This is a genomic window from Roseateles sp. GW821-FHT09G09, from assembly GCF_059415965.1.
In genome coordinates this window covers 602,665-621,340 of sequence record NZ_JBWKOG010000002.1, presented here as the reverse complement: position 1 = coordinate 621,340, position 18,676 = coordinate 602,665, and the positions used below count along the sequence as shown (strand labels likewise).

The 18,676-nt window shown below is 66.8% G+C and carries 12 protein-coding genes and 4 tRNA genes; 4 read left to right on the top strand and 12 right to left on the bottom strand.

The window, feature by feature from the left end:
- The 10 genes from AC07O8_RS07605 to AC07O8_RS07560 form a co-directional block, all read right to left on the bottom strand.
- Positions 1 to 76 (bottom strand) — tRNA-Gly (locus AC07O8_RS07605).
- A gap of 13 nt (positions 77 to 89) precedes the next feature.
- Positions 90 to 163 (bottom strand) — tRNA-Cys (locus tag AC07O8_RS07600).
- Between the two features lie 89 nt (positions 164 to 252).
- Positions 253 to 328, bottom strand: a tRNA-Gly gene (locus AC07O8_RS07595).
- A gap of 250 nt (positions 329 to 578) precedes the next feature.
- Positions 579 to 3,005: an endopeptidase La gene (lon, locus tag AC07O8_RS07590; protein WP_495047435.1), complete on the bottom strand. Its 2,427-nt coding sequence runs from the start codon at positions 3,003 to 3,005 to the stop codon at positions 579 to 581.
- 130 nt (positions 3,006 to 3,135) lie between these two features.
- Positions 3,136 to 4,404 carry an ATP-dependent Clp protease ATP-binding subunit ClpX gene (gene clpX, locus AC07O8_RS07585; RefSeq protein ID WP_067275628.1) on the bottom strand — a complete coding sequence of 423 codons (1,269 nt, stop codon included), beginning with the start codon at positions 4,402 to 4,404 and terminating at the stop codon, positions 3,136 to 3,138.
- A gap of 366 nt (positions 4,405 to 4,770) precedes the next feature.
- Positions 4,771 to 5,376 carry an ATP-dependent Clp endopeptidase proteolytic subunit ClpP gene (clpP, locus tag AC07O8_RS07580; RefSeq protein WP_067275631.1) on the bottom strand — a complete coding sequence of 202 codons (606 nt, stop codon included), beginning with the start codon at positions 5,374 to 5,376 and terminating at the stop codon, positions 4,771 to 4,773.
- A 224-nt stretch (positions 5,377 to 5,600) separates the two neighbouring features.
- Positions 5,601 to 6,911, bottom strand: coding sequence for a trigger factor (gene tig / locus AC07O8_RS07575; protein WP_495047434.1), 1,311 nt, complete (start codon positions 6,909 to 6,911; stop codon positions 5,601 to 5,603).
- Positions 6,912 to 6,937: 26 nt separating this feature from the next.
- Positions 6,938 to 7,024, bottom strand: a tRNA-Leu gene (locus AC07O8_RS07570).
- Between the two features lie 219 nt (positions 7,025 to 7,243).
- Complete coding sequence (locus AC07O8_RS07565; protein WP_495047433.1) at positions 7,244 to 10,384, bottom strand: efflux RND transporter permease subunit; 3,141 nt, start codon at positions 10,382 to 10,384, stop codon at positions 7,244 to 7,246.
- Between the two features lie 16 nt (positions 10,385 to 10,400).
- Positions 10,401 to 11,627: an efflux RND transporter periplasmic adaptor subunit gene (locus AC07O8_RS07560; RefSeq protein WP_495047432.1), complete on the bottom strand. Its 1,227-nt coding sequence runs from the start codon at positions 11,625 to 11,627 to the stop codon at positions 10,401 to 10,403.
- A gap of 214 nt (positions 11,628 to 11,841) precedes the next feature.
- Here AC07O8_RS07560 and hpnC point away from each other — a divergent pair, with 214 nt between their 5' ends.
- The 4 genes from hpnC (at position 11,842) to AC07O8_RS07540 (ending at position 15,794) form a co-directional block, all read left to right on the top strand.
- Positions 11,842 to 12,714 (top strand): squalene synthase HpnC, encoded by an 873-nt coding sequence (hpnC, locus tag AC07O8_RS07555; RefSeq protein ID WP_495047618.1) that lies wholly within the window; start codon positions 11,842 to 11,844, stop codon positions 12,712 to 12,714.
- Entirely contained in the window at positions 12,711 to 13,622 is a 912-nt protein-coding gene (gene hpnD / locus AC07O8_RS07550) for a presqualene diphosphate synthase HpnD (protein ID WP_495047431.1), read from the top strand. Before hpnC ends, hpnD begins: the two co-directional genes overlap by 4 nt.
- A gap of 1 nt (position 13,623) precedes the next feature.
- A complete protein-coding gene (hpnE, locus tag AC07O8_RS07545; protein WP_495047430.1) occupies positions 13,624 to 14,907 on the top strand; it encodes a hydroxysqualene dehydroxylase HpnE in 1,284 nt (427 codons plus the stop codon).
- 119 nt (positions 14,908 to 15,026) lie between these two features.
- A complete protein-coding gene (locus tag AC07O8_RS07540; protein ID WP_297529942.1) occupies positions 15,027 to 15,794 on the top strand; it encodes an IclR family transcriptional regulator in 768 nt (255 codons plus the stop codon).
- Positions 15,795 to 15,869: 75 nt separating this feature from the next.
- Here AC07O8_RS07540 and pbpG read toward each other — a convergent pair whose 3' ends face one another.
- On the bottom strand, positions 15,870 to 16,898 hold the full coding sequence (pbpG, locus tag AC07O8_RS07535) for a D-alanyl-D-alanine endopeptidase (RefSeq protein WP_495047617.1): 1,029 nt from the start codon (positions 16,896 to 16,898) through the stop codon (positions 15,870 to 15,872).
- A 184-nt stretch (positions 16,899 to 17,082) separates the two neighbouring features.
- Positions 17,083 to 18,624: a 2-isopropylmalate synthase gene (locus AC07O8_RS07530; protein WP_495047429.1), complete on the bottom strand. Its 1,542-nt coding sequence runs from the start codon at positions 18,622 to 18,624 to the stop codon at positions 17,083 to 17,085.
- Positions 18,625 to 18,676: the final 52 nt, after the last annotated feature.

Sequence of the window (18,676 nt, the reverse complement as noted above, 5' to 3'; positions counted from 1 at the left end):
TGGAGCGGGAAACGAGGCTCGAACTCGCGACCTCAACCTTGGCAAGGTTGCGCTCTACCAACTGAGCTATTCCCGCAATGTCCATTCTTTGGAGGCGCGATCCGGAGTCGAACCGGACTGACCGGATTTGCAATCCGGGGCATAACCGCTTTGCTATCGCGCCCCAGAACCCTGGACGGGATTCTGTGGAAGCCGGATTTGGTTGTCCGACTTCGATAAAAAATGGAAGCCGGGGCTTCCATTTTTTGAACCTGGAGCGGGAAACGAGGCTCGAACTCGCGACCTCAACCTTGGCAAGGTTGCGCTCTACCAACTGAGCTATTCCCGCAGGTCTTCAACACACTGCCTGCTTCAACTGCCGTGCAATCCTTGCGAATTGCTTTGTCGTCGCCGCACCGTTTGCGCTGAAGCCGAGAGTATAGAACGGTTTTTGACGCTCTCGCAAGAGTTCGGCGACTTCTTTATGAAGATCGCCCAAACGCCGAGACGCCCCGCCCCAAGCGCGATCGCTCATCACGCTGAAATGAACGACGGCGCCCGAAGGCGCCGTCGTCTGGGGGATCGCGAAGGAATCGCGATCAGTGCTTCAGGGAATCACCGGCATCAGGCTTCGGATCCGCCACCTTCTCGGCCGGCGTCGTCGCGGCAGCGACTTCCTCCTCAGGCAGCGCCTGCGGATAAGTCTCGAGCGCCACTTCCAGCACGCGGTCGATCCAGCGGACCGGCACGATCTCGAGCTGGTTCTTCACGTTCTCCGGAATGTCCTGCAGGTCCTTGACGTTCTCTTCCGGAATCATGACCGTCTTGATGCCGCCGCGGTGCGCGGCCAGGAGCTTCTCCTTCAGGCCGCCGATCGCCGTGACCTCGCCGCGCAGCGTGATCTCGCCGGTCATCGCCACATCGGCCCGCACCGGGATCCCGGTCAGCGCCGAGACGAAGGCCGTCGTCATCGCGATGCCCGCGCTCGGACCGTCCTTGGGCGTCGCGCCGTCCGGGACGTGCACGTGGATGTCACGCTTCTCGAAGAGCTCATCCTTGATGCCCAGGCGGCGAGCCCGCGAACGCACCACCGTGCGCGCCGCCTCGACCGATTCCTTCATCACGTCGCCCAGCGAGCCGGTGCGGATGATGTTGCCCTTGCCCGGCATCGCGGTGGCTTCGATGGTCAGCAGATCGCCGCCCACTTCCGTCCACGCCAGACCGACCACCTGACCGACCTGGTTCTTCTTCTCCGCACGGCCGAAGTCGTACTTGCGAACGCCCAGGAATTCGTTCAGGTTGTCCTCGTTGACCACCACCTTGCTGTCGTAGGCCTTCAGCTGAAGACCCTTGACCACCTTGCGGCAGATCTTGGAGATCTCGCGCTCCAGCGACCGCACACCGGCTTCGCGGGTGTAGTAGCGGATCACGCCGCGGATCGCGTCTTCGGTGACCTCGAGCTCCTCGTCCTTCACGCCGTTGTTGCCGCGTTGCTTGGGCAGCAGGTAGCGCTGGGCGATGTTGACCTTCTCGTCCTCGGTGTAACCCGACAGACGGATGACCTCCATCCGGTCCAGCAGCGCCGGCGGGATGTTCAGCGAGTTCGACGTCGCCACGAACATGACGTCGCTCAGGTCGTAGTCGACCTCGATGTAGTGGTCGGCGAAGGTGTGGTTCTGCTCGGGGTCCAGCACCTCCAGCAGCGCCGACGACGGGTCGCCGCGGAAGTCCATGCCCAGCTTGTCGATCTCGTCGAGCAGGAACAGCGGATTGCGCGTGCCGACCTTGCTCAGGCTCTGGATCACCTTGCCCGGCATCGAGCCGATGTAGGTGCGGCGGTGACCGCGGATCTCGGCCTCGTCCCGCACGCCGCCCAGCGCCATGCGGACGAACTTGCGGCCCGTGGCGCGCGCCACCGACTGCCCCAGCGAGGTCTTGCCCACGCCCGGAGGGCCGACCAGGCACAGGATCGGCGCCTTGACCTTGTCGACGCGCTGCTGCACCGCGAGGTACTCGAGGATGCGTTCCTTGACCTTGTCGAGGCCGTAGTGGTCCTCGTTCAGCACCGCCTCGGCATTGGCCAGGTCGTGCTTGATCTTGGTCTTCTTCGCCCACGGCAGGTTGACCAGCGTGTCGATGTAGTTGCGCACGACGGTCGCTTCCGCGGACATCGGCGACATCAGCTTGAGCTTCTTGAGCTCCGACTCGGCCTTCTTGCGCGCTTCCTTCGGCATGCGAGCAGCCTGGATCTTCTTCTCCAGCTCCTCCATGTCGGCGCCTTCCTCGCCGTCGCCCAGTTCCTTCTGGATGGCCTTGACCTGCTCGTTCAGGTAGTACTCGCGCTGGGACTTCTCCATCTGGCGCTTGACGCGGCCACGGATGCGCTTTTCCACCTGGAGGATGTCGACCTCGTGCTCGAGCAGGTCCAGCAGCTTCTCCAGCCGCTTGCCCACTTCGGACAGGTCCAGCACCGACTGCTTCGCGTCGAGCTTGAGCGGCAGGTGCGCGGCGATCGTGTCAGCCAGCCGGCCGGCGTCGTCGATGCCGGCGATGGACGTCAGGATCTCCGGGGGGATCTTCTTGTTCAGCTTGACGTACTGGTCGAACTGCTGCGTCACGGCGCGGCGCAGGGCTTCGACCTCGGGCTGGTCGTCGGCTTCCGGCGGAATGGGCACGACCTCGGCGGTGAAGTGCTCTTCACCGTCCTCGATCTTGCGCGTCGTCGCGCGCTGCAGGCCCTCGACCAGCACCTTCACCGTGCCGTCGGGCAGCTTCAGCATCTGCAGGATGCTGGAGACGCAACCCATCTCGAACATGTCGTCGGGTTTGGGTTCGTCCTTGCCGGCCGCCTTCTGCGCGACCAGCATGATCTGGCGCCCTGCTTCCATCGCCGCTTCCAAGGCCTTGATGGACTTGGGACGACCCACGAAGAGCGGGATCACCATGTGCGGGAACACGACCACGTCGCGCAGCGGGAGCAGCGGCAGCGTGATGGGTTCCGCGGGAAGGATCGGATGACCGGACATGAAAACCTCTCTTTCTCAAGCCCATCTAGGGCCCGAGCTACCAATTACAAGGTGCCGTTCAATAGCCTTTGAGCGATTGCTTTCCACATGAAGTGATGGCAAGCGAATCGCCTGGGGTGTCTGCGCGACCTCAGGCGCTGGCCTTGGTTTCGCGATAGACCAGCAACGGCTTGGTGTCCTCGTCGATGTTGTGTTCGTCCAGCACGACCTTGGCCACGCTTTCCAGCGAGGGCAACTCGAACATGGTGTCGATCAGCGCGTGCTCGACGATCGAGCGCAGGCCGCGGGCGCCGGTCTTGCGGGCCAGCGCCTTGCGCGCGACGGCGCTCAGCGCCGACGGACGCACTTCCAGTTCGACGCCGTCCATCGAGAACAGCTGCTGGTATTGCTTGACCAGCGCGTTGCGCGGCTCGGTCAGGATCTGCACCAGCGCGTCCTCGGTCAGCTCGCCGAGCGTGGCGATCACCGGCAGACGACCGACCAGTTCCGGAATCAGGCCGAACTTGATCAGGTCGCCCGGTTCGACTTCGCGGAACAGTTCGCCGACCTTCTTGTCGCTCTTGCTCTTGACGTCGGCGCTGAAGCCGATGCCCGAGCGCTCGGAACGGTTCTGGATGAGCTTTTCCAGGCCGTCGAAAGCGCCGCCGCAGATGAACAGGATGTTGGTCGTGTCGATCTGCAGGAAGTCCTGGTTCGGATGCTTGCGGCCGCCTTGCGGGGGGACCGAGGCCATCGTGCCTTCGACCAGCTTCAGCAGCGCCTGCTGGACGCCTTCGCCCGACACGTCGCGCGTGATCGAGGGGTTGTCCGCCTTGCGGCTGATCTTGTCGATCTCGTCGATGTAGACGATGCCGCGCTGCGCACGCTCGACGTCGTAATTGCAGTTCTGGAGCAGCTTCTGGATGATGTTCTCGACGTCCTCGCCGACATAGCCGGCTTCGGTCAGCGTCGTCGCATCGGCGATCACGAACGGGACGTTCAGGACCCGCGCCAGCGTCTGCGCGAGCAGTGTCTTGCCCGACCCGGTCGGGCCGATCAGCAGGATGTTGCTCTTGGACAGCTCGACGCCGTCCTTGGTGTCGGCCGCGTGGCGCAGCCGCTTGTAGTGGTTGTAGACCGCGACGGACAGCGTGCGCTTGGCCACGTCCTGGCCGATCACGTACTGGTCGAGCGTCGTCTTGATCTCGCTGGGGACGGGCAGGTCCGACTTGCTGGCACGTCCGCCGGTCGCCGCCTCGGCGGGGACCTCGTCGCGGATGATGTCGTTGCACAGCTCGATGCACTCGTCGCAGATGAACACCGACGGGCCCGCGATCAGCTTCTTGACCTCATGCTGGCTCTTGCCGCAGAAGGAGCAATACAAGACTTTTTCGCTGGAGTTGCCTTTTTTCTCGGCCATGGGAGTGCTGCTGGGGCTGCTGAAGGGCTGCGGGGAATACAGGCAAGTGCCTGCATTGATGATAGTTCAATTGCCGGCACCACCCTTGGGGGGATAAAAGCCCCTAAGAGTGGTCAGTTGGTGCGGTCAACGGGCGGTCAGTTGGCGCGCGGCGCCAGTGGTTCGACGCGCACCGGGCAAAAGACTTCTCAGGCTTGAGAAATCCCCTGCCAGAAGCGTCGGCGTCGGCGTCGGCGTCGGCGTTGTCGGAGGCGGGGGCGGGGGCGGGGCGAGGCGGGGCCGCGGTCGAGAGAAAGGCAAGCGGCGCCCCACAGGGACGCCGCCGCACACCGGGAGTGGGCCCGGGACCCTCACCCTGATCCGCGATCAGCGCTTCTCGATGACCTTGTCGATCAGACCGTAGGTCGCCGACTCGGCCGCGGACATGAAGTAGTCGCGCTCCGTGTCGGCCTGGATCTTTTCCAGGCTTTGGCCGGTGCGCTCGGCCAGGATGCGGTTCAGCTGCTCGCGCGTCTTGAGGATCTCGCGGGCATGGATCTCGATGTCCGTGGCCTGACCCTGGGCGCCGCCCAGCGGCTGGTGGATCATGATCTTGGAGTTCGGCAGCGCGAAGCGCTTGCCCTTCTCGCCGGCGGCCAGCAGGAAGGCACCCATGGACGCGGCCATGCCCATGCACAGCGTCGACACCGACGGCTTGATGAACTGCATGGTGTCGTAGATCGACATGCCGGCCGAGACGCTGCCGCCCGGCGAGTTGATGTACAGCGAGATCTCCTTCTCGGGGTTCTCGCTCTCCAGGAACAGCAGCTGCGCGACCACCAGGTTGGCGACGGCATCGTTCACCGGGCCGACCAGGAAGACGATGCGCTCGCGCAGCAGGCGGCTGTAGATGTCGTAGGCGCGCTCGCCGCGGCCCGACTGTTCGATGACGATGGGCACCATGCCCAGGTTGCTGGTTTCAAGCGCGCTCATGAAATCCTCTGATGTGGTTCGAGATCACGACAAACCATTATGTCGTGCGCTCCATCCCCTGACCGTCCGAGGGTGGCCCCCTTCGGGGCGTGGTCCTCGCGCCGGTAGCGCCGGGGAAAGAAAAAGGCGCCGGCCTCGCGGCCTGGCGCCTTACTTGGCGATGGGCTTGCGGCGAATCAAGGGCAACGCCGAAAAACCCTGCGCCAGGACCGCGTGTCCGACGATCAGGCCGTGGCCATCAGTTCGTCGAACGGCAGCTGCTTGTCGGTGACCTTGGCCTTGCCCAGGATGAAGTCGGTGACGTTGTTCTCGATCACGACGGCTTCGACCTCGGCCATGCGCTCGCGGTCCGACAGGTACCAGCGCACGACTTCCGCCGGCTTCTCGTAGCTCTGAGAGATCTCTTCGATGTGGGCCTGCAGTTGCTCGGGCTTGGCCTGCAGGTTCTGCGAACGGACCAGCTCGGCCACGACCAGACCCAGGCGCACGCGCTTCTCGGCCTGGTCGTTGAACAGCTCGGCGGGGATCGGGGCCTTGTCGGCGTCCTTGATGCCGCGCTTCTTCAGGTCTTCACGGGCGTTGGCGACCATGCGCTCGGCCTCGCCGGCGATCAGCGACTTGGGCACGTCCAGCTCGGCCTTGCCGACCAGCGCGTCCATCGCGGCGCCCTTGTTCTTGGCCAGCACGCGGAACTTCACTTCGCGCTCGAGGTTCTTCTTGATGTCGGCGCGCAGGGCTTCGACCGTGCCTTCCTTGATGCCCAGGGCCTTGGCGAACGATTCGTTCACGTCGGGCAGGTGCTGGGCCTCGATCTTCTTGACCGTGACCAGGAAGTCGGCTTCCTTGCCGGCGACGTCCTTGCCGTGATAGTCGGCCGGGAACGCGAGCGGGAAGGTCTTCGATTCGCCGGCCTTCATGCCGCGCACGGCCTTCTCGAAGGCTTCGAGCATCTGGCCTTCGCCCAGCAGGAACTGGAAACCGTCGGCCTTGCCGCCGGCGAAGGGTTCGCCGTCGATCTTGCCTTCGAAGTCGATGGTGACGCGGTCGCCGTCGGCGGCCACGTCGGCCGCGCCGCGCTGGGCGAACGAACGGCGCTGCTTGCGCAGGATCTCGACGGTCTTGTCGATGGCTTCATCGGTCACGTCGGCGGAGACGCGCTCGATCTCGGCGTCGGCCAGATCGGCGATCTTCACTTCGGGGTAGACCTCGAAGGTCGCGTCGAAGGCCAGCTCGCCTTCGGCGGCTTCATCCTTCTGGGCGATGCTGGGCATGCCGGCGACACGCAGCTTGGCCTCGTTGGCGGCGGCGCTGAAGGCCTCGCCCAGCTTGTCGTTGACGACTTCGTACTGGACCTGGGCGCCGTAGCGCTGCGCCACGAAGGACATCGGCACCTTGCCCGGACGGAAGCCGTCGGCCTTGACCGTGCGGGCCAGCTTCTTCAGGCGGGATTCGACTTCGGAGTTGATGACAGTGGCCGCCAGCGTGAGCGTGATGCGGCGTTCGAGCTTTTCGAGAGTTTCGACGGTGACAGCCATAGTGGACTCGGAATCAGTTGAGAGGGTGGTGCGCGGGGCCGGACTCGAACCGGCACGCCCGTGAAGGCGTCAGGACCTAAACCTGGTGCGTCTACCAATTTCGCCACCCGCGCCGGGTGAACTGAGGTCGTCGCGTTCGCCGCGCGCTGTCTGCGCGCAGTCCGCGCGACGGCCCCTTGGTAATTCATGACGCGAAGGAAGAGCCCAGGGCCCTGCCCTCCGCGATCCGGAAAACCGGCGATTGTAATCAAGGAATCGACGCTTGCCGACGCGCCCCCGCCCGTCCCGGGCGGGGGAAACCCCTGCGGGGTCCTGGCGTGGTCAGCGGGCGATCAATGCGTGGACGGCGCGATGCCGGCGTCCTTGTCCCGTTCGACGCGGAACCAGGCCGCGTACATCGCCGGCAGCGCCAAGAGCGTCAGCACGGTGGCCACGATCAGGCCGCCCATGATGGCCACGGCCATCGGCCCCCAGAACACGCTGCGCGACAGCGGCACCATGGCCAGCACGGCGGCCGCGGCGGTCAGCGCGATCGGGCGCAGACGACGCACGGCGGACTCGACGATCGCCTGCGCCGGCGGCACGCCCCGCGCGCGGTCCTGCTCGATCTGGTCGATCAGGATGACGGAGTTCCGCTGGATCATCCCCATCAGCGCGATGACGCCCAGCAGCGCGACGAAGCCGAACGGCCGGTTCAGCAGCAGCAGCGCCGCGGACACGCCGGCGATGCCGAGGAAGCCGGTCAGGAAGGCCAGCATGGCACGCGAGAAGCTGTGCAGCTGCAGCATCAGCAGCGTGAAGGTGATGAACAGCATGATCGGCACGCCGGCCGCGATCGAGCCGGTGCCCTTGCTGCTCTCCTCCACGGCGCCGGCGATCGAGATCGAGTAGCCGGGCGGCATGTCCTTGCGCATCGCGTCGAGCGCGGGCCAGAGCTGGTTGGTCACGGTCGCGCCTTGCAGGCCCTCGATGACGTCGCCCTGCACGGTGATCGCGAACTGGCGGCTCTCGCGGTGCATCACGCCGGGCTCCCAGGTGAACTGGGGCTTGGCGATCTGCGTCAGCGGCACCGAGCGGCCCGAGGCCGTCGTCACGTAGGCGTTGGCGAGTTCGGACAGCGTGTCGCGCTCCTGCACCGGCTGGCGCAGGACGATGTCGATCAGCCGGTCGGCCTCCCGGTACTGCGCCACCGTGGTGCCGGTCACGAGGATGCGCGCCGCCTGCGCGATGCTCTGGCTGGTCACGCCCAGCGCGCGAGCCTTGTCCTGGTCGACCTGCAGGCGCAGGACCTTGATGGACTCGTTCCAGTCGTCGTTGACGCCGACCATGTTGGGGTTGGCGCGCATCTGCTCCTTCGCGCGGTCGGCGTAGATCCGCAACTGCGCGGGATCGTCGCCGGCGATGCGGAACTGCACCGGGTACGGCACCGGCGGCCCGTTGGGCAGCAGTTTCACCCGGCCACGCACCTCGGAGAACTCCTGGGCCAGGATCTGCGGCAGCTTGTGACGCAGCGTCTCGCGATCGGCCGGCGTCCTGGGCTGGATGATGGCCTGGCTCACGTTGGTGTTGGGCAGGATCTGGTCCAGCGGCAGGTAGAAGCGCGGCACGCCCGAACCCACCCAGGTCGCGATGCTGCCCACCAGCGGCTCCTTGGCCATGCGGGCCTCGAAGCGCTTGGCGATGACGTTGCTCTGCTCGATCGTGGCGCCCTCGGGCAGCCACAGGTCGACGAGGATCTCGGGCCGGCTCGAGTCCGGGAAGAACTGCTGCTGCACCTTGCCCATGCCGGCCAGGCCGAGCACGAACACGAGGATCGTCAGGCCGATCGTCTTCCAGCGGTGGAACACGCACCACGCCACCCAGCGGCGGAAGCGGTTGTAGAACGGCGTGTCGAAGACCTCGTGCGCCTCGCCCTCGTGGCCGGCGCGGGTCTTCAACAGCAGCGCGCCGAGGTAGGGCACGAAGTACACCGACACGAGCCACGAGATCACCAGCGCCGCCGCGGTCACCGCGAAGATGGCATAGGTGTATTCGCCGACGGTGGACTTCGCCAGGCCGATCGGCAGGAAGCCGACGGCGGTGATCAAGGTGCCGGTCAGCATCGGCTTGGCGGTGGCGTCGTAGGCGTACGTCGCCGCATGCATCTTGTCGTAGCCCTCCTCGAGCTTGCGCACCATCATCTCGACGGCAATGATGGCGTCGTCGACGAGCAGGCCGAGCGCGATGATCAGCGACCCCAGCGAGATCTTGTGCAGCCCCACGCCGGCGTAGAGCATCACGACGAAGGTGATCGCCAGCACCAGCGGGATCGTGATGCCCACGACCAGGCCCGGCCAGACGTCGATGCGCAGCGGCTTGGTGTGCAGGCCCAGCGCGATGAAGCTCACGCCCAGCACGACGACGACGGCCTCGATCAGCACGTGCACGAACTCGCCCACCGAGCTCTTCACGGCCGTGGGCTGGTCCTGGATCTGCGCCAGCGAAATGCCGGCCGGCAGCTGCTGCTGCAGCCGCTTGACGCTGGTCTGCAGCGCCTTGCCCAGCGCGATGATGTCGCCGCCCTTGCCCATCGACACGCCCAGCGCGACGACCTGCTTGCCGTTGAAGCGGACCATGGTCGTGGCCGGATCGACGTAGCCGCGGCGGACCTTGGCGATGTCGCCCAGGCGGATGCTGCTGGCCACGCCGGTCTGCGCGTTGGTGCCGCGGATCGGGAAGTCGCTCAGCGCCTGGACCGAATTGAGCTGGCCCTCGATGCGGATCTGCACGTTGGCGCTGCCGGCGTCCATCGTGCCGGCGCTCTCGACCGCGTTCTGCGCGTTGAGCTGCGACACGACCTGGTTGAAATCCAGGCCCAGTTCCGCCAGACGCTTCTGCGAGATCTCGATGAAGAGCTTCTCCGCCTGGACGCCGAACAGGTCGACCTTGGCCACGTCCTGCACGCGCAGCAGTTCGGAACGGACGGCCTCGGCCTGCTGGCGCAGTTCCTCGATCGAGAAACCGCCGTCGGACGACAGCGCGAAGATCGAGCCGTAGACGTCGCCGAATTCGTCGTTGAAGAACGGCCCCAGCACGCCCTGCGGCAGCGTGGCCCGCAGGTCGCCGATCTTCTTGCGGACCGTGTACCAGAGCTGGGGCACCTCGCCCGGCGCGGTGTTGTCCTTCACCTGGAAGATGGTGAGCGACTCCCCCGGCTTGGTGTAGCTGCGGATCTTGTCGGCGTGTGGCACCTCCTGCAGGGTGCGTTCGATCTTGTCGGTGACCTGCTCGGCCATCTGCTGCGGTGTCGCGCCCGGCCAGTAGGCCTGCACGACCATCGCGCGGAAGGTGAACGGCGGGTCTTCGTCCTGGCCCAGCTGGAAGTAGGCGGCGAAGCCCAGCACCATCAGCACCACCATCAGGTAGCGCGTCAGCGGGGCATGCTCCAGCGCCCAGCGCGAGAGGTTGAAACCGGCGCGGCTCGGGTTGCTCATTCAGGGCTCCCGAGGCTCAGCGCGAAGCGGTCGCCGAAGCGGACGCGGACGCGGGCGCGGCGCCCTCCGTCGGCGTGCCCGGCGGGACGAAGCGCCTGACCTTCTGCCCCGGCGTGAGCACGTGTCCGCCGGCGGTCACGACTTCCATGCCGGGCGACAGGCCTTGCACGACCAGTTCGTTGCCTTCTGCGCCGACGACGCTCACCGCCTTCGTGCTCACCGTCATCGTCTTGGGATCCAGCAGCAGCACGGCGCTCCTGCCCTGCGATTCCATCACCGCGCTCAGCGGCAGCTTGATCGCGTTGTCCGACGGCGCCCCCGTCAGCACGACCGTCGCGGTCTGCCCGAGGTGCACGTTCTGGTTGTTCAGTTCAGCCTTGACCAGGAAGGTCCGCGTCACCGGGTCGGCGGCAGCGGCCAGTTCGCGCAGCTTGATCGGCTGCGCGTCGGCCTTGGTGTCGGTCCAGAGGCGGACCTTCATGCCGTCCGGCCGTGCCGCGGCGGCGCGCACCAGCGCGATCTGGTCTTCGGACACGGAGAACACGATGTCCCGCGGTCCGTCGTTGGCCACGCGCACCACCGGCGTGCCGGCGGCCACGACCATGCCGGGCTCCGCGTCGATGCCGGTCACGACACCGGCGGCGTCGGCGATCAGGCTCGAGTACTGCGCCTGGTTGCGCTGCACGTCGGACTGGGCGCGCGCCGATTCGAACTGCGCCTGCGCGGCCTTGAACGCGGCGTCGCGGCGGTCCAGCTCGGCGGCGCTGATGAAGCCCTGCTTGTGGAGATCGATGTAGCGCTTGTAGTCCGCGCCCAGCTGGTCGCGATTGACACGTGCCGCCAGCACGTTGGACTTGGCGGCCTCCTGCGCGAGCACCAGATCCGAACTGTCGATCCGGGCCAGCACCTGGCCCGGCTTGACCACCGAGCCGAGGTCCACCTTGCGCTCCAGGATCTTGCCGGGGACGCGGAAGGAGAGCCGCGACTCCAGGCGAGCCCGCACTTCAGCGGCGAACTCGCGTTGCAGGCCGGCCGATTGCGGCGTCAGCACCAGGGTGCGCACATAACGCTCCGGCTCGGGCGGCGGCGCCTGCTTGCCGCAGGCGGCCAGCACCACCACGGCGGCCACGGCGGCGGCGGCCGCGAACCACTTCGACACGCGCCCCCTGGAACCGGCGGAGGCAGGTTCGGACACGGCGCCGGACGTGCCGGCGGGCAGGGAGACTAGAGACCGTTGGGGCATGAACACCTCGACAAAGCCACGACGCCCGACCCGGGGCATCGGAGTAACTGACTGACCGGTCAGTAATGTATTCAGCGTGTCCGAACGTGTCAAACCGACGGCGTACGGTTCACTGGGGTACTGCGCGTGGTTTGCGGAGATTGACGCCCGTCGACAAACCGCGGGGGTTCGGGACGTCAGGTTGACGCAAACGGCATCGCTCGCTCAGCGGAGAATGCCGCCCGTGAGCATAGAGCACTACGAAAACTTTCCTGTCGCCTCCTGGCTGAGCCCGCCGGCGCTGCGTCCCGCGATCATGGCGATCTACCGGTTCGCGCGGACCGCCGACGACCTGGCCGACGAAGGCGATGCCGCGCCCGCGCAGCGCTTGCGCGCGCTGGCGGAGTTCCGCGCCGACCTGCGCGCCGTCGCGGCCGGCCGGGCCCCCTCTCCGCGCTGGGCGACGCGCGTGTTCGCGCCGCTGGGACACATCCTGATCGAGTACCGGTTGCCCGTGCCGCTGCTGGAAGATCTCCTCGATGCCTTCGAGCAGGACCTCGTGAAGACCGACTACGCGACCCGCGTCGAGCTGCTGGATTACTGCCGCCGCTCGGCCAACCCCGTCGGGCGCCTGCTGCTGCATCTGTACGGCATCACCGACGCCGAATCGGTGCGGCGCTCGGATGCGATCTGCTCGGCGCTGCAACTGATCAACTTCTGGCAGGACTTCACCATCGACGGCCCACGCGGCAGGATCTACGCGCCGCTGGAGGACCGCCGGCGTCACGGCGTCGAGGGACAGGACCTGCTGTCGCTGCGCGACAGTCCGGACGCCCGCGCGCTGATCGCGGAACTCTGCGGCTGGGCCCGCGACGTGATGGGCGACGGGGCGCCGCTGGCCCGCCGGATTCCGGGCCGGGCCGGTTGGGAGCTGCGCTTGGTGGTACAAGGCGGCCTCCGCATCCTCGACAAGCTGGCATCGAACCGTTTCGACGCCCTGCTGAGACGGCCGACGATCGGCGCGTCCGACGCGCCGCTCCTGCTGTGGCGCGCCTTGACGATGCCGGCGGACCGTACGAACCCACGCCGCGAAGGGACGGCGCGATGAGCACCAACACTGACAAGACCGCCGACAAGGCCTCCGACAAGACGACCGCCGCCGGCGCCTCCACGCCCGAGCAGTACGTCCAGCAGAAAGCCGCCGCGAGCGGCTCGAGCTTCTATTACGCCTTCCTCTTCCTGCCGCCGCCGCGTCGCGCGGCGATCACCGCCTTCTATGCGTTCTGCCGAGAGGTCGACGACGTCGTCGACGAGGTGTCCGATCCGGGCGTCGCCGCGACCAAGCTGGCCTGGTGGCGCAAGGAGGCGATGAGCGCCTTCAACGGCCAGCCCTCGCATCCCGCGATGAAGGCGCTGATGCCGCACGTGAAGGACTACGACATCCGCGTCGAGCACCTGCTGGCCGTCATCGACGGCTGCCAGATGGATCTGGAACAGACGCGCTACCTCGACTACCCCGGCTTGCAGCGCTACTGCCATCTGGTGGCGGGCGTGGTGGGCGAGGTGGCGTCGGGCATCTTCGGCCGCACGGATCCGCGGACCGTCGCCTACGCCCACAAGCTGGGTCAGGCGATGCAGCTCACCAACATCATCCGCGACGTCGGCGACGACGCGCGACGCGGCCGCATCTACCTGCCGGTCAGCGAGCTGCAGCAGTTCGACGTGAAGGCGCACGAGATCCTCAAGCGCGACGCTCCCTGGGGCTACAGCGACCGTTTCACCGCGCTGATGAAGTTCCAGGCGCAGCGTGCGCACGCGCTGTACGACGAGGCGGTGGCCCTGCTGTCCGACACCGATCGCAAGGCGCAGAAGCCCGGTCTCATGATGGCCAACATCTACCGCACCCTGCTGCGCGAGATCGAGGCGGAGAACTTCCAGGTCCTGCACCAGCGCATCGCGTTGACGCCGCTGCGCAAGCTGTGGATTGCGATGAAGACGAACTGGCGCGGGCGCTGACGTGACGCGCTTGGCCGTCATCGGCGGCGGCTGGGCGGGGCTCGCCGCGGCCGTCGAAGCCGTGTCGCTGGGTGCCGCGGTCACGCTGTTCGAGATGGCGCCGTCACTCGGCGGACGCGCGCGCAGCCTGGAAGGCATCGAGCCTGCGCTCGACAACGGCCAGCACATCCTGATCGGCGCCTACACGGACACGCTCGCGCTGATGCGGCGCGTCGGTGGCGATCCGGCGGCCGACCTGCTCCACATGCCGCTGCGGCTGCGTTATCCCGATCGCGAGACCTTGCAACTGCCGTCGGGGCCGCCCACTCTCGCCTTCCTGCGAGGTGTGCTGGGCTGCTCGGCATGGTCCTGGCAGGACCGGCTGCGATTCCTGGCAGCGAGCAGCCTGTGGACGATGCGCGGTTTCCGCTGTGATCCGGCGCTGACGGTCGCCCAGCTCTGCGCGCGGCTCCCTCGCGCGGTGCGCGACGATCTGATCGATCCGCTGTGCGTCGCGGCGCTCAACACGCCATCCGCCCAGGCCAGCGCGCAAGTCTTCCTGCGGGTGCTCAAGGACGCCCTGTTCAACGGCCCAGGCAGCGCGGATCTGCTGCTGCCCCGGCGAGGTCTGAGCGCGCTGCTGCCGGCGCCCGCCCGCACATGGCTGCTGTCCCGCGGCGCGGAGATCCGCACGCAGCGCGTCCAGCGCCTCGAAGCGGCGGGGCGGCGGTGGGCCGTCGATGGGGACGCGTTCGACGCCGTCATCATGGCCTGCACGTCCGTCGAGGCTTCCCGCCTCACCCGGGATCTGGCGCCGCATTGGAGTGCCACCGCCAATGCGTTCGAGTTCCAGCCGATCGTCACCGTCTACCTGGAGAGCGCAGGCTCGACCCTGCCGGCACCGATGGTGGCGCTGCGCGAATCGGCGACGGAACCGGCGCAGTTCGCATTCGATCTCGGCCAACTTGGCCAGCATCCGGGACTGTTCAGCCTGGTGGTCAGCGGTGCCGCGCCGTGGGTGGCACAGGGGCTGGAAGCCACCGGCGCTGCAGCATTGGCGCAGGCCTGCGCGCATTTTCAATGGGTGACGCCGCCGAGGATCGTTCGTGTGCTCAGCGAGAAGCGCGCGACCTTCGCCTGCACGCCCGGCCTGATCCGGCCCGCCGCCGCGATCACTCCCGGGATCTGGGCCGCCGGCGACTACCTCGCCGGTCCCTACCCGGCCACCCTCGAAGGCGCCGTTCGCAGTGGCCTGTCCGCGAGTCGTTCCGCAATGCGGCAATCCGTCGGCAAAACGTCCGTCTGACGCCCCTCGCCGCCCGGTCCGCGCACCGCTGATGGGCAAATACGACGGATCACGTCCGGTAGATGCGCCTCTCGGTTTCGCCATGCAAAACCCGTGAGAAATCCATCACAATCGTCCGCATGAAGTCCAAGGAGCTCCAGTCCCCCGCCATCCAAGTCCTCGAACGCACGTTCGCGCTGCTGGACGTTCTGGCCCAGCATCAGGACCCCGTGTCGCTGAAACTGATCGCCGAGACCACCGGCCTGCATCCATCGACCGCCCACCGCATCCTGAACGACCTGACCCTGGGACGTTTCGTGGACCGTCCAGAGGCTGGCAGCTATCGGCTGGGCATGCGGCTGCTGGAACTGGGCAACCTGGTGAAAGCTCGACTGGACGTCCGCGAAGCCGCGATCGGCCCGATGCGGGAGCTTCACAAGCTGACCCACCAGCCGGTCAACCTGTCGGTCCGGCAGGGCGACGAGATCGTCTACATCGAGCGCACCTACTCCGAGCGCAGCGGCATGCAAGTCGTGCGCGCAGTCGGCGGCCGCGCGCCGCTGCACCTGACGTCGGTCGGGAAGCTTTTCCTGGCCAGCGACGATCCGCAGCGCGTGCGCGCGTATGCGACGCGCACCGGCCTGTCCGGTCACACGCGCAACAGCCTGACCGAGATCAACCTGCTCGAACGCGAGATGGCGCTGGTCCGCCAACGCGGCGTCGCCCGCGACGATGAGGAGCTCGAACTGGGCGTGCGCTGCATGGCCGCCGGCATCTATGACGACCAGGGCAAGCTGGTGGCGGGGCTGTCGATCTCGGCGCCCGCGGACCGACTGGAAGAAGGCTGGCTGCCTCGCCTGAAGGAGACGGCGACGCGGATCTCGGCCTCGCTCGGTTTCCGGGGCTGAGACGGATCGGAAGCGGGGTCGGAAACGACGAAGCGGGCGCAAGGCCCGCCTCTTTCATTCCGCCGTCACCGACGCCTACTTGGCCGAGAGCACCGGGGTCAGCGATGTCGCGCCGACCGCCGCCGGCGTGGCCACGGCCGCCAACGGCGACGCAGCGCCGGTCAGCCACTTGCGCACGCGTTCGGCATCGCCGATGCGCGAGTACTTCCCGGCCGAATCCAGGAACACCATGATCAGCTTGCGGCCCGCGAGTTGCGCCTGCATCACCAGGCACTGCCCGGCTTCGTTGATGAAACCGGTCTTCTGCAGGCCGATGTCCCAGTCGCCCTTGCGGACCAGGCCGTTGGTCGTGCCGAAGCGGACCTGCTTGCGGCCGAGCGCGACCGTGTATTCGGACGAGGTCGACAGCTCGCGCATCAGCGGGAAAGAGTGCGCGACCTTCACCAGTTTGGCGAGGTCGGCGGCGCTCGATTGGTTGCGGCTGGACAGGCCGGTCGGCTCGACGTAATGGGTGTCCATCATGCCCAGCATCTGGGCCTTGGCGTTCATCGCCGCGACGAAGGTTTCCAGTCCGCCGGGATAGTTCCGCCCGAGCGCATGCGCCGCGCGGTTCTCCGAGGACATCAGCGCCAGGTGCAAGAGTTCGCCGCGCGTCAGCGTCGTGCCGACGGCCAGGCGGGAGCCGGTGAACTTCTCGGTGTCCTTGTCCTCGTCGGTGATCTCGATCTTGTCATCCAGCGACTGGTTCGCCTCGACGACGAGCAGCGCGGTCATCAGCTTGGTGATGGACGCGATCGGCAGGACCGCCGACGGATTCTTCGAGAACAGGACCTCGTTGGTGTCCTGGTCGACGACGTAGGCGACGCTGGATTTCAGGTCGAGGGGATCTTCGGTGTCGTGCAGGCCGTACATCGTCCCGAAGGACGGTTTCGACGGGACGACTTCCCGGATCGGGGCTGCCGCACGGGCAGCCACCTTGCGCGGAGAGCGCGGGGCCGGCTTGGCTTGCCGCACGCTCTTCACCTTGGCTTTGGAGGACGACGAGGTGGCCGCCTGCGCCGATTGGATCGGCGCGAGACTGGCGGTCAAGCCCGTCAGCAACATGACGCCGCTGAGCGCGGCACCAGACAGCAATGTCGCAATGGTCTTCAATCCAGTCCCCAGGTCAGTGGGAGCGAGTGTAGGGGATCGCTGAAAGACCGGCAAGATCAATGACTTAACGCAGGCTCTTAAAGTACCTGAATCCGTGCCATCCGACGCGGCCGAGGGCGCCACGTTCGCTGTCCTGTCAACCTTGGGCGGCGACCCGCTCCGTCTTGCTCTGCAACTTGTTGAGCGCGCTCAAATATGCTTTGGCCGAGGCGACCACGATATCGGGATCTGCCCCCACGCCGTTCACCACGCGACCCGCATGTTGCAGGCGCACCGTGACTTCGCCTTGCGATTCTGTGCTGCCGCTGGTGATCGCGCTGACCGAATACAGCAGCATTTCCGCCCCACTTTGGACCTTGCTCTCGATCGCCTTGAGCACCGCGTCCACCGGACCGTTGCCGTCGCTCTCGGTGCGATGCTCGGTGTCCCCCTCGGCAAAGACCACCTCCGCCTGGGGCCGCTCGCCGGTTTCCGAGCGCTGCGCCAGGGCCACCAGCCGGAAGTGCTCCTGGACCTGGGTGACCGACTCGTCCATCACCAGCGCGATGATGTCCTCGTCGAAGATCTCGGACTTGCGGTCGGCCAGGTCCTTGAACCGGACGAAGGCAGCATTGATCTCGGCCTCCGACTCCAGCACGACGCCCAACTCCTGCAGCCGCTGCTTGAAGGCATTGCGCCCTGACAGCTTGCCCAGCACGATCTTGTTGGCGCTCCAGCCGACGTCCTCGGCGCGCATGATCTCGTAGGTGTCACGGGCCTTCAGCACGCCGTCCTGATGGATGCCGGACGCATGCGCGAAGGCATTGGCGCCCACCACGGCCTTGTTCGGCTGGATCACGAACCCGGTGGTCTGCGACACCAGCTTCGAGGCCGGGACGATCTGCGACGGATCCACCCGCACGTCCAGCCCGAAATAGTCCCGGCGCGTCTTGACCGCCATCACGACTTCTTCCAGCGAACAGTTGCCGGCCCGTTCACCCAGGCCGTTGATGGTGCACTCGACCTGACGGGCGCCGCCGATCTTCACGCCGGCCAGCGAGTTCGCCACCGCCATGCCCAGGTCGTTGTGGCAGTGGACACTCCAGATCGCCTGGTCCGAGTTCGGCACCCGCTCACGCAGCGTCTTGATGAACTGGCCGTAGAGCTCCGGGATCGCGTAGCCGACGGTGTCGGGGATATTGATGGTGCGCGCGCCCTCGCGGATCACCGCCTCGACGACACGGGCAAGGAACTCCGGATCGGAGCGGTAGCCATCCTCGGGCGAGAACTCGATGTCGTCGGTCAGCGTGCGGGCGAAGCGCACGGCCTGGGTCGCCTGCTCCAGCACCTGCTCGCGGGTCATGCGCAGCTTCTTCTCCATGTGGAGTTCGCTGGTCGCAATGAAGGTATGGATGCGCGCGCGGGCCGAGCCCTTGAGCGCCTCGGCGGCGCGGGCGATGTCACGGTCGTTCGCGCGGGCCAGCGAGCAGATGGTGCTGTCGCGGATCGCGTCGGCGATCGCCTTCACCGCGTCGAAGTCGCCCTGGCTCGCCGCCGCGAAACCCGCCTCGATCACATCCACCTTCAATCGCTCCAGCTGCCGCGCAATGCGCAGCTTCTCGTCCTTGGTCATGGACGCGCCGGGCGATTGCTCGCCGTCGCGCAGCGTGGTATCGAAGATGATCAGGTGGTCGGACATGTCGGGCTTCCTTGCGGTGGCGGGCCGCGGGCCGGCTCGGCCCGATCAGCGA

Bases quoted from the DNA above. Each gene is read 5' to 3' on its own strand.
- AC07O8_RS07530 (WP_495047429.1), bottom strand. From the start codon at position 18,624: ATGTCCGACCACCTGATCATCTTCGATACCACGCTGCGCGACGGCGAG.
- AC07O8_RS07540 (WP_297529942.1), top strand. From the start codon at position 15,027: ATGAAGTCCAAGGAGCTCCAGTCCCCCGCCATCCAAGTCCTCGAACGC.
- AC07O8_RS07560 (WP_495047432.1), bottom strand. From the start codon at position 11,627: ATGCCCCAACGGTCTCTAGTCTCCCTGCCCGCCGGCACGTCCGGCGCC.
- tig (WP_495047434.1), bottom strand. From the start codon at position 6,911: ATGGCTGTCACCGTCGAAACTCTCGAAAAGCTCGAACGCCGCATCACG.
- lon (WP_495047435.1), bottom strand. From the start codon at position 3,005: ATGTCCGGTCATCCGATCCTTCCCGCGGAACCCATCACGCTGCCGCTG.
- pbpG (WP_495047617.1), bottom strand. From the start codon at position 16,898: ATGTTGCTGACGGGCTTGACCGCCAGTCTCGCGCCGATCCAATCGGCG.
- hpnD (WP_495047431.1), top strand. From the start codon at position 12,711: ATGAGCACCAACACTGACAAGACCGCCGACAAGGCCTCCGACAAGACG.
- clpP (WP_067275631.1), bottom strand. From the start codon at position 5,376: ATGAGCGCGCTTGAAACCAGCAACCTGGGCATGGTGCCCATCGTCATC.
- hpnC (WP_495047618.1), top strand. From the start codon at position 11,842: ATGCCGCCCGTGAGCATAGAGCACTACGAAAACTTTCCTGTCGCCTCC.
- AC07O8_RS07565 (WP_495047433.1), bottom strand. From the start codon at position 10,384: ATGAGCAACCCGAGCCGCGCCGGTTTCAACCTCTCGCGCTGGGCGCTG.
- clpX (WP_067275628.1), bottom strand. From the start codon at position 4,404: ATGGCCGAGAAAAAAGGCAACTCCAGCGAAAAAGTCTTGTATTGCTCC.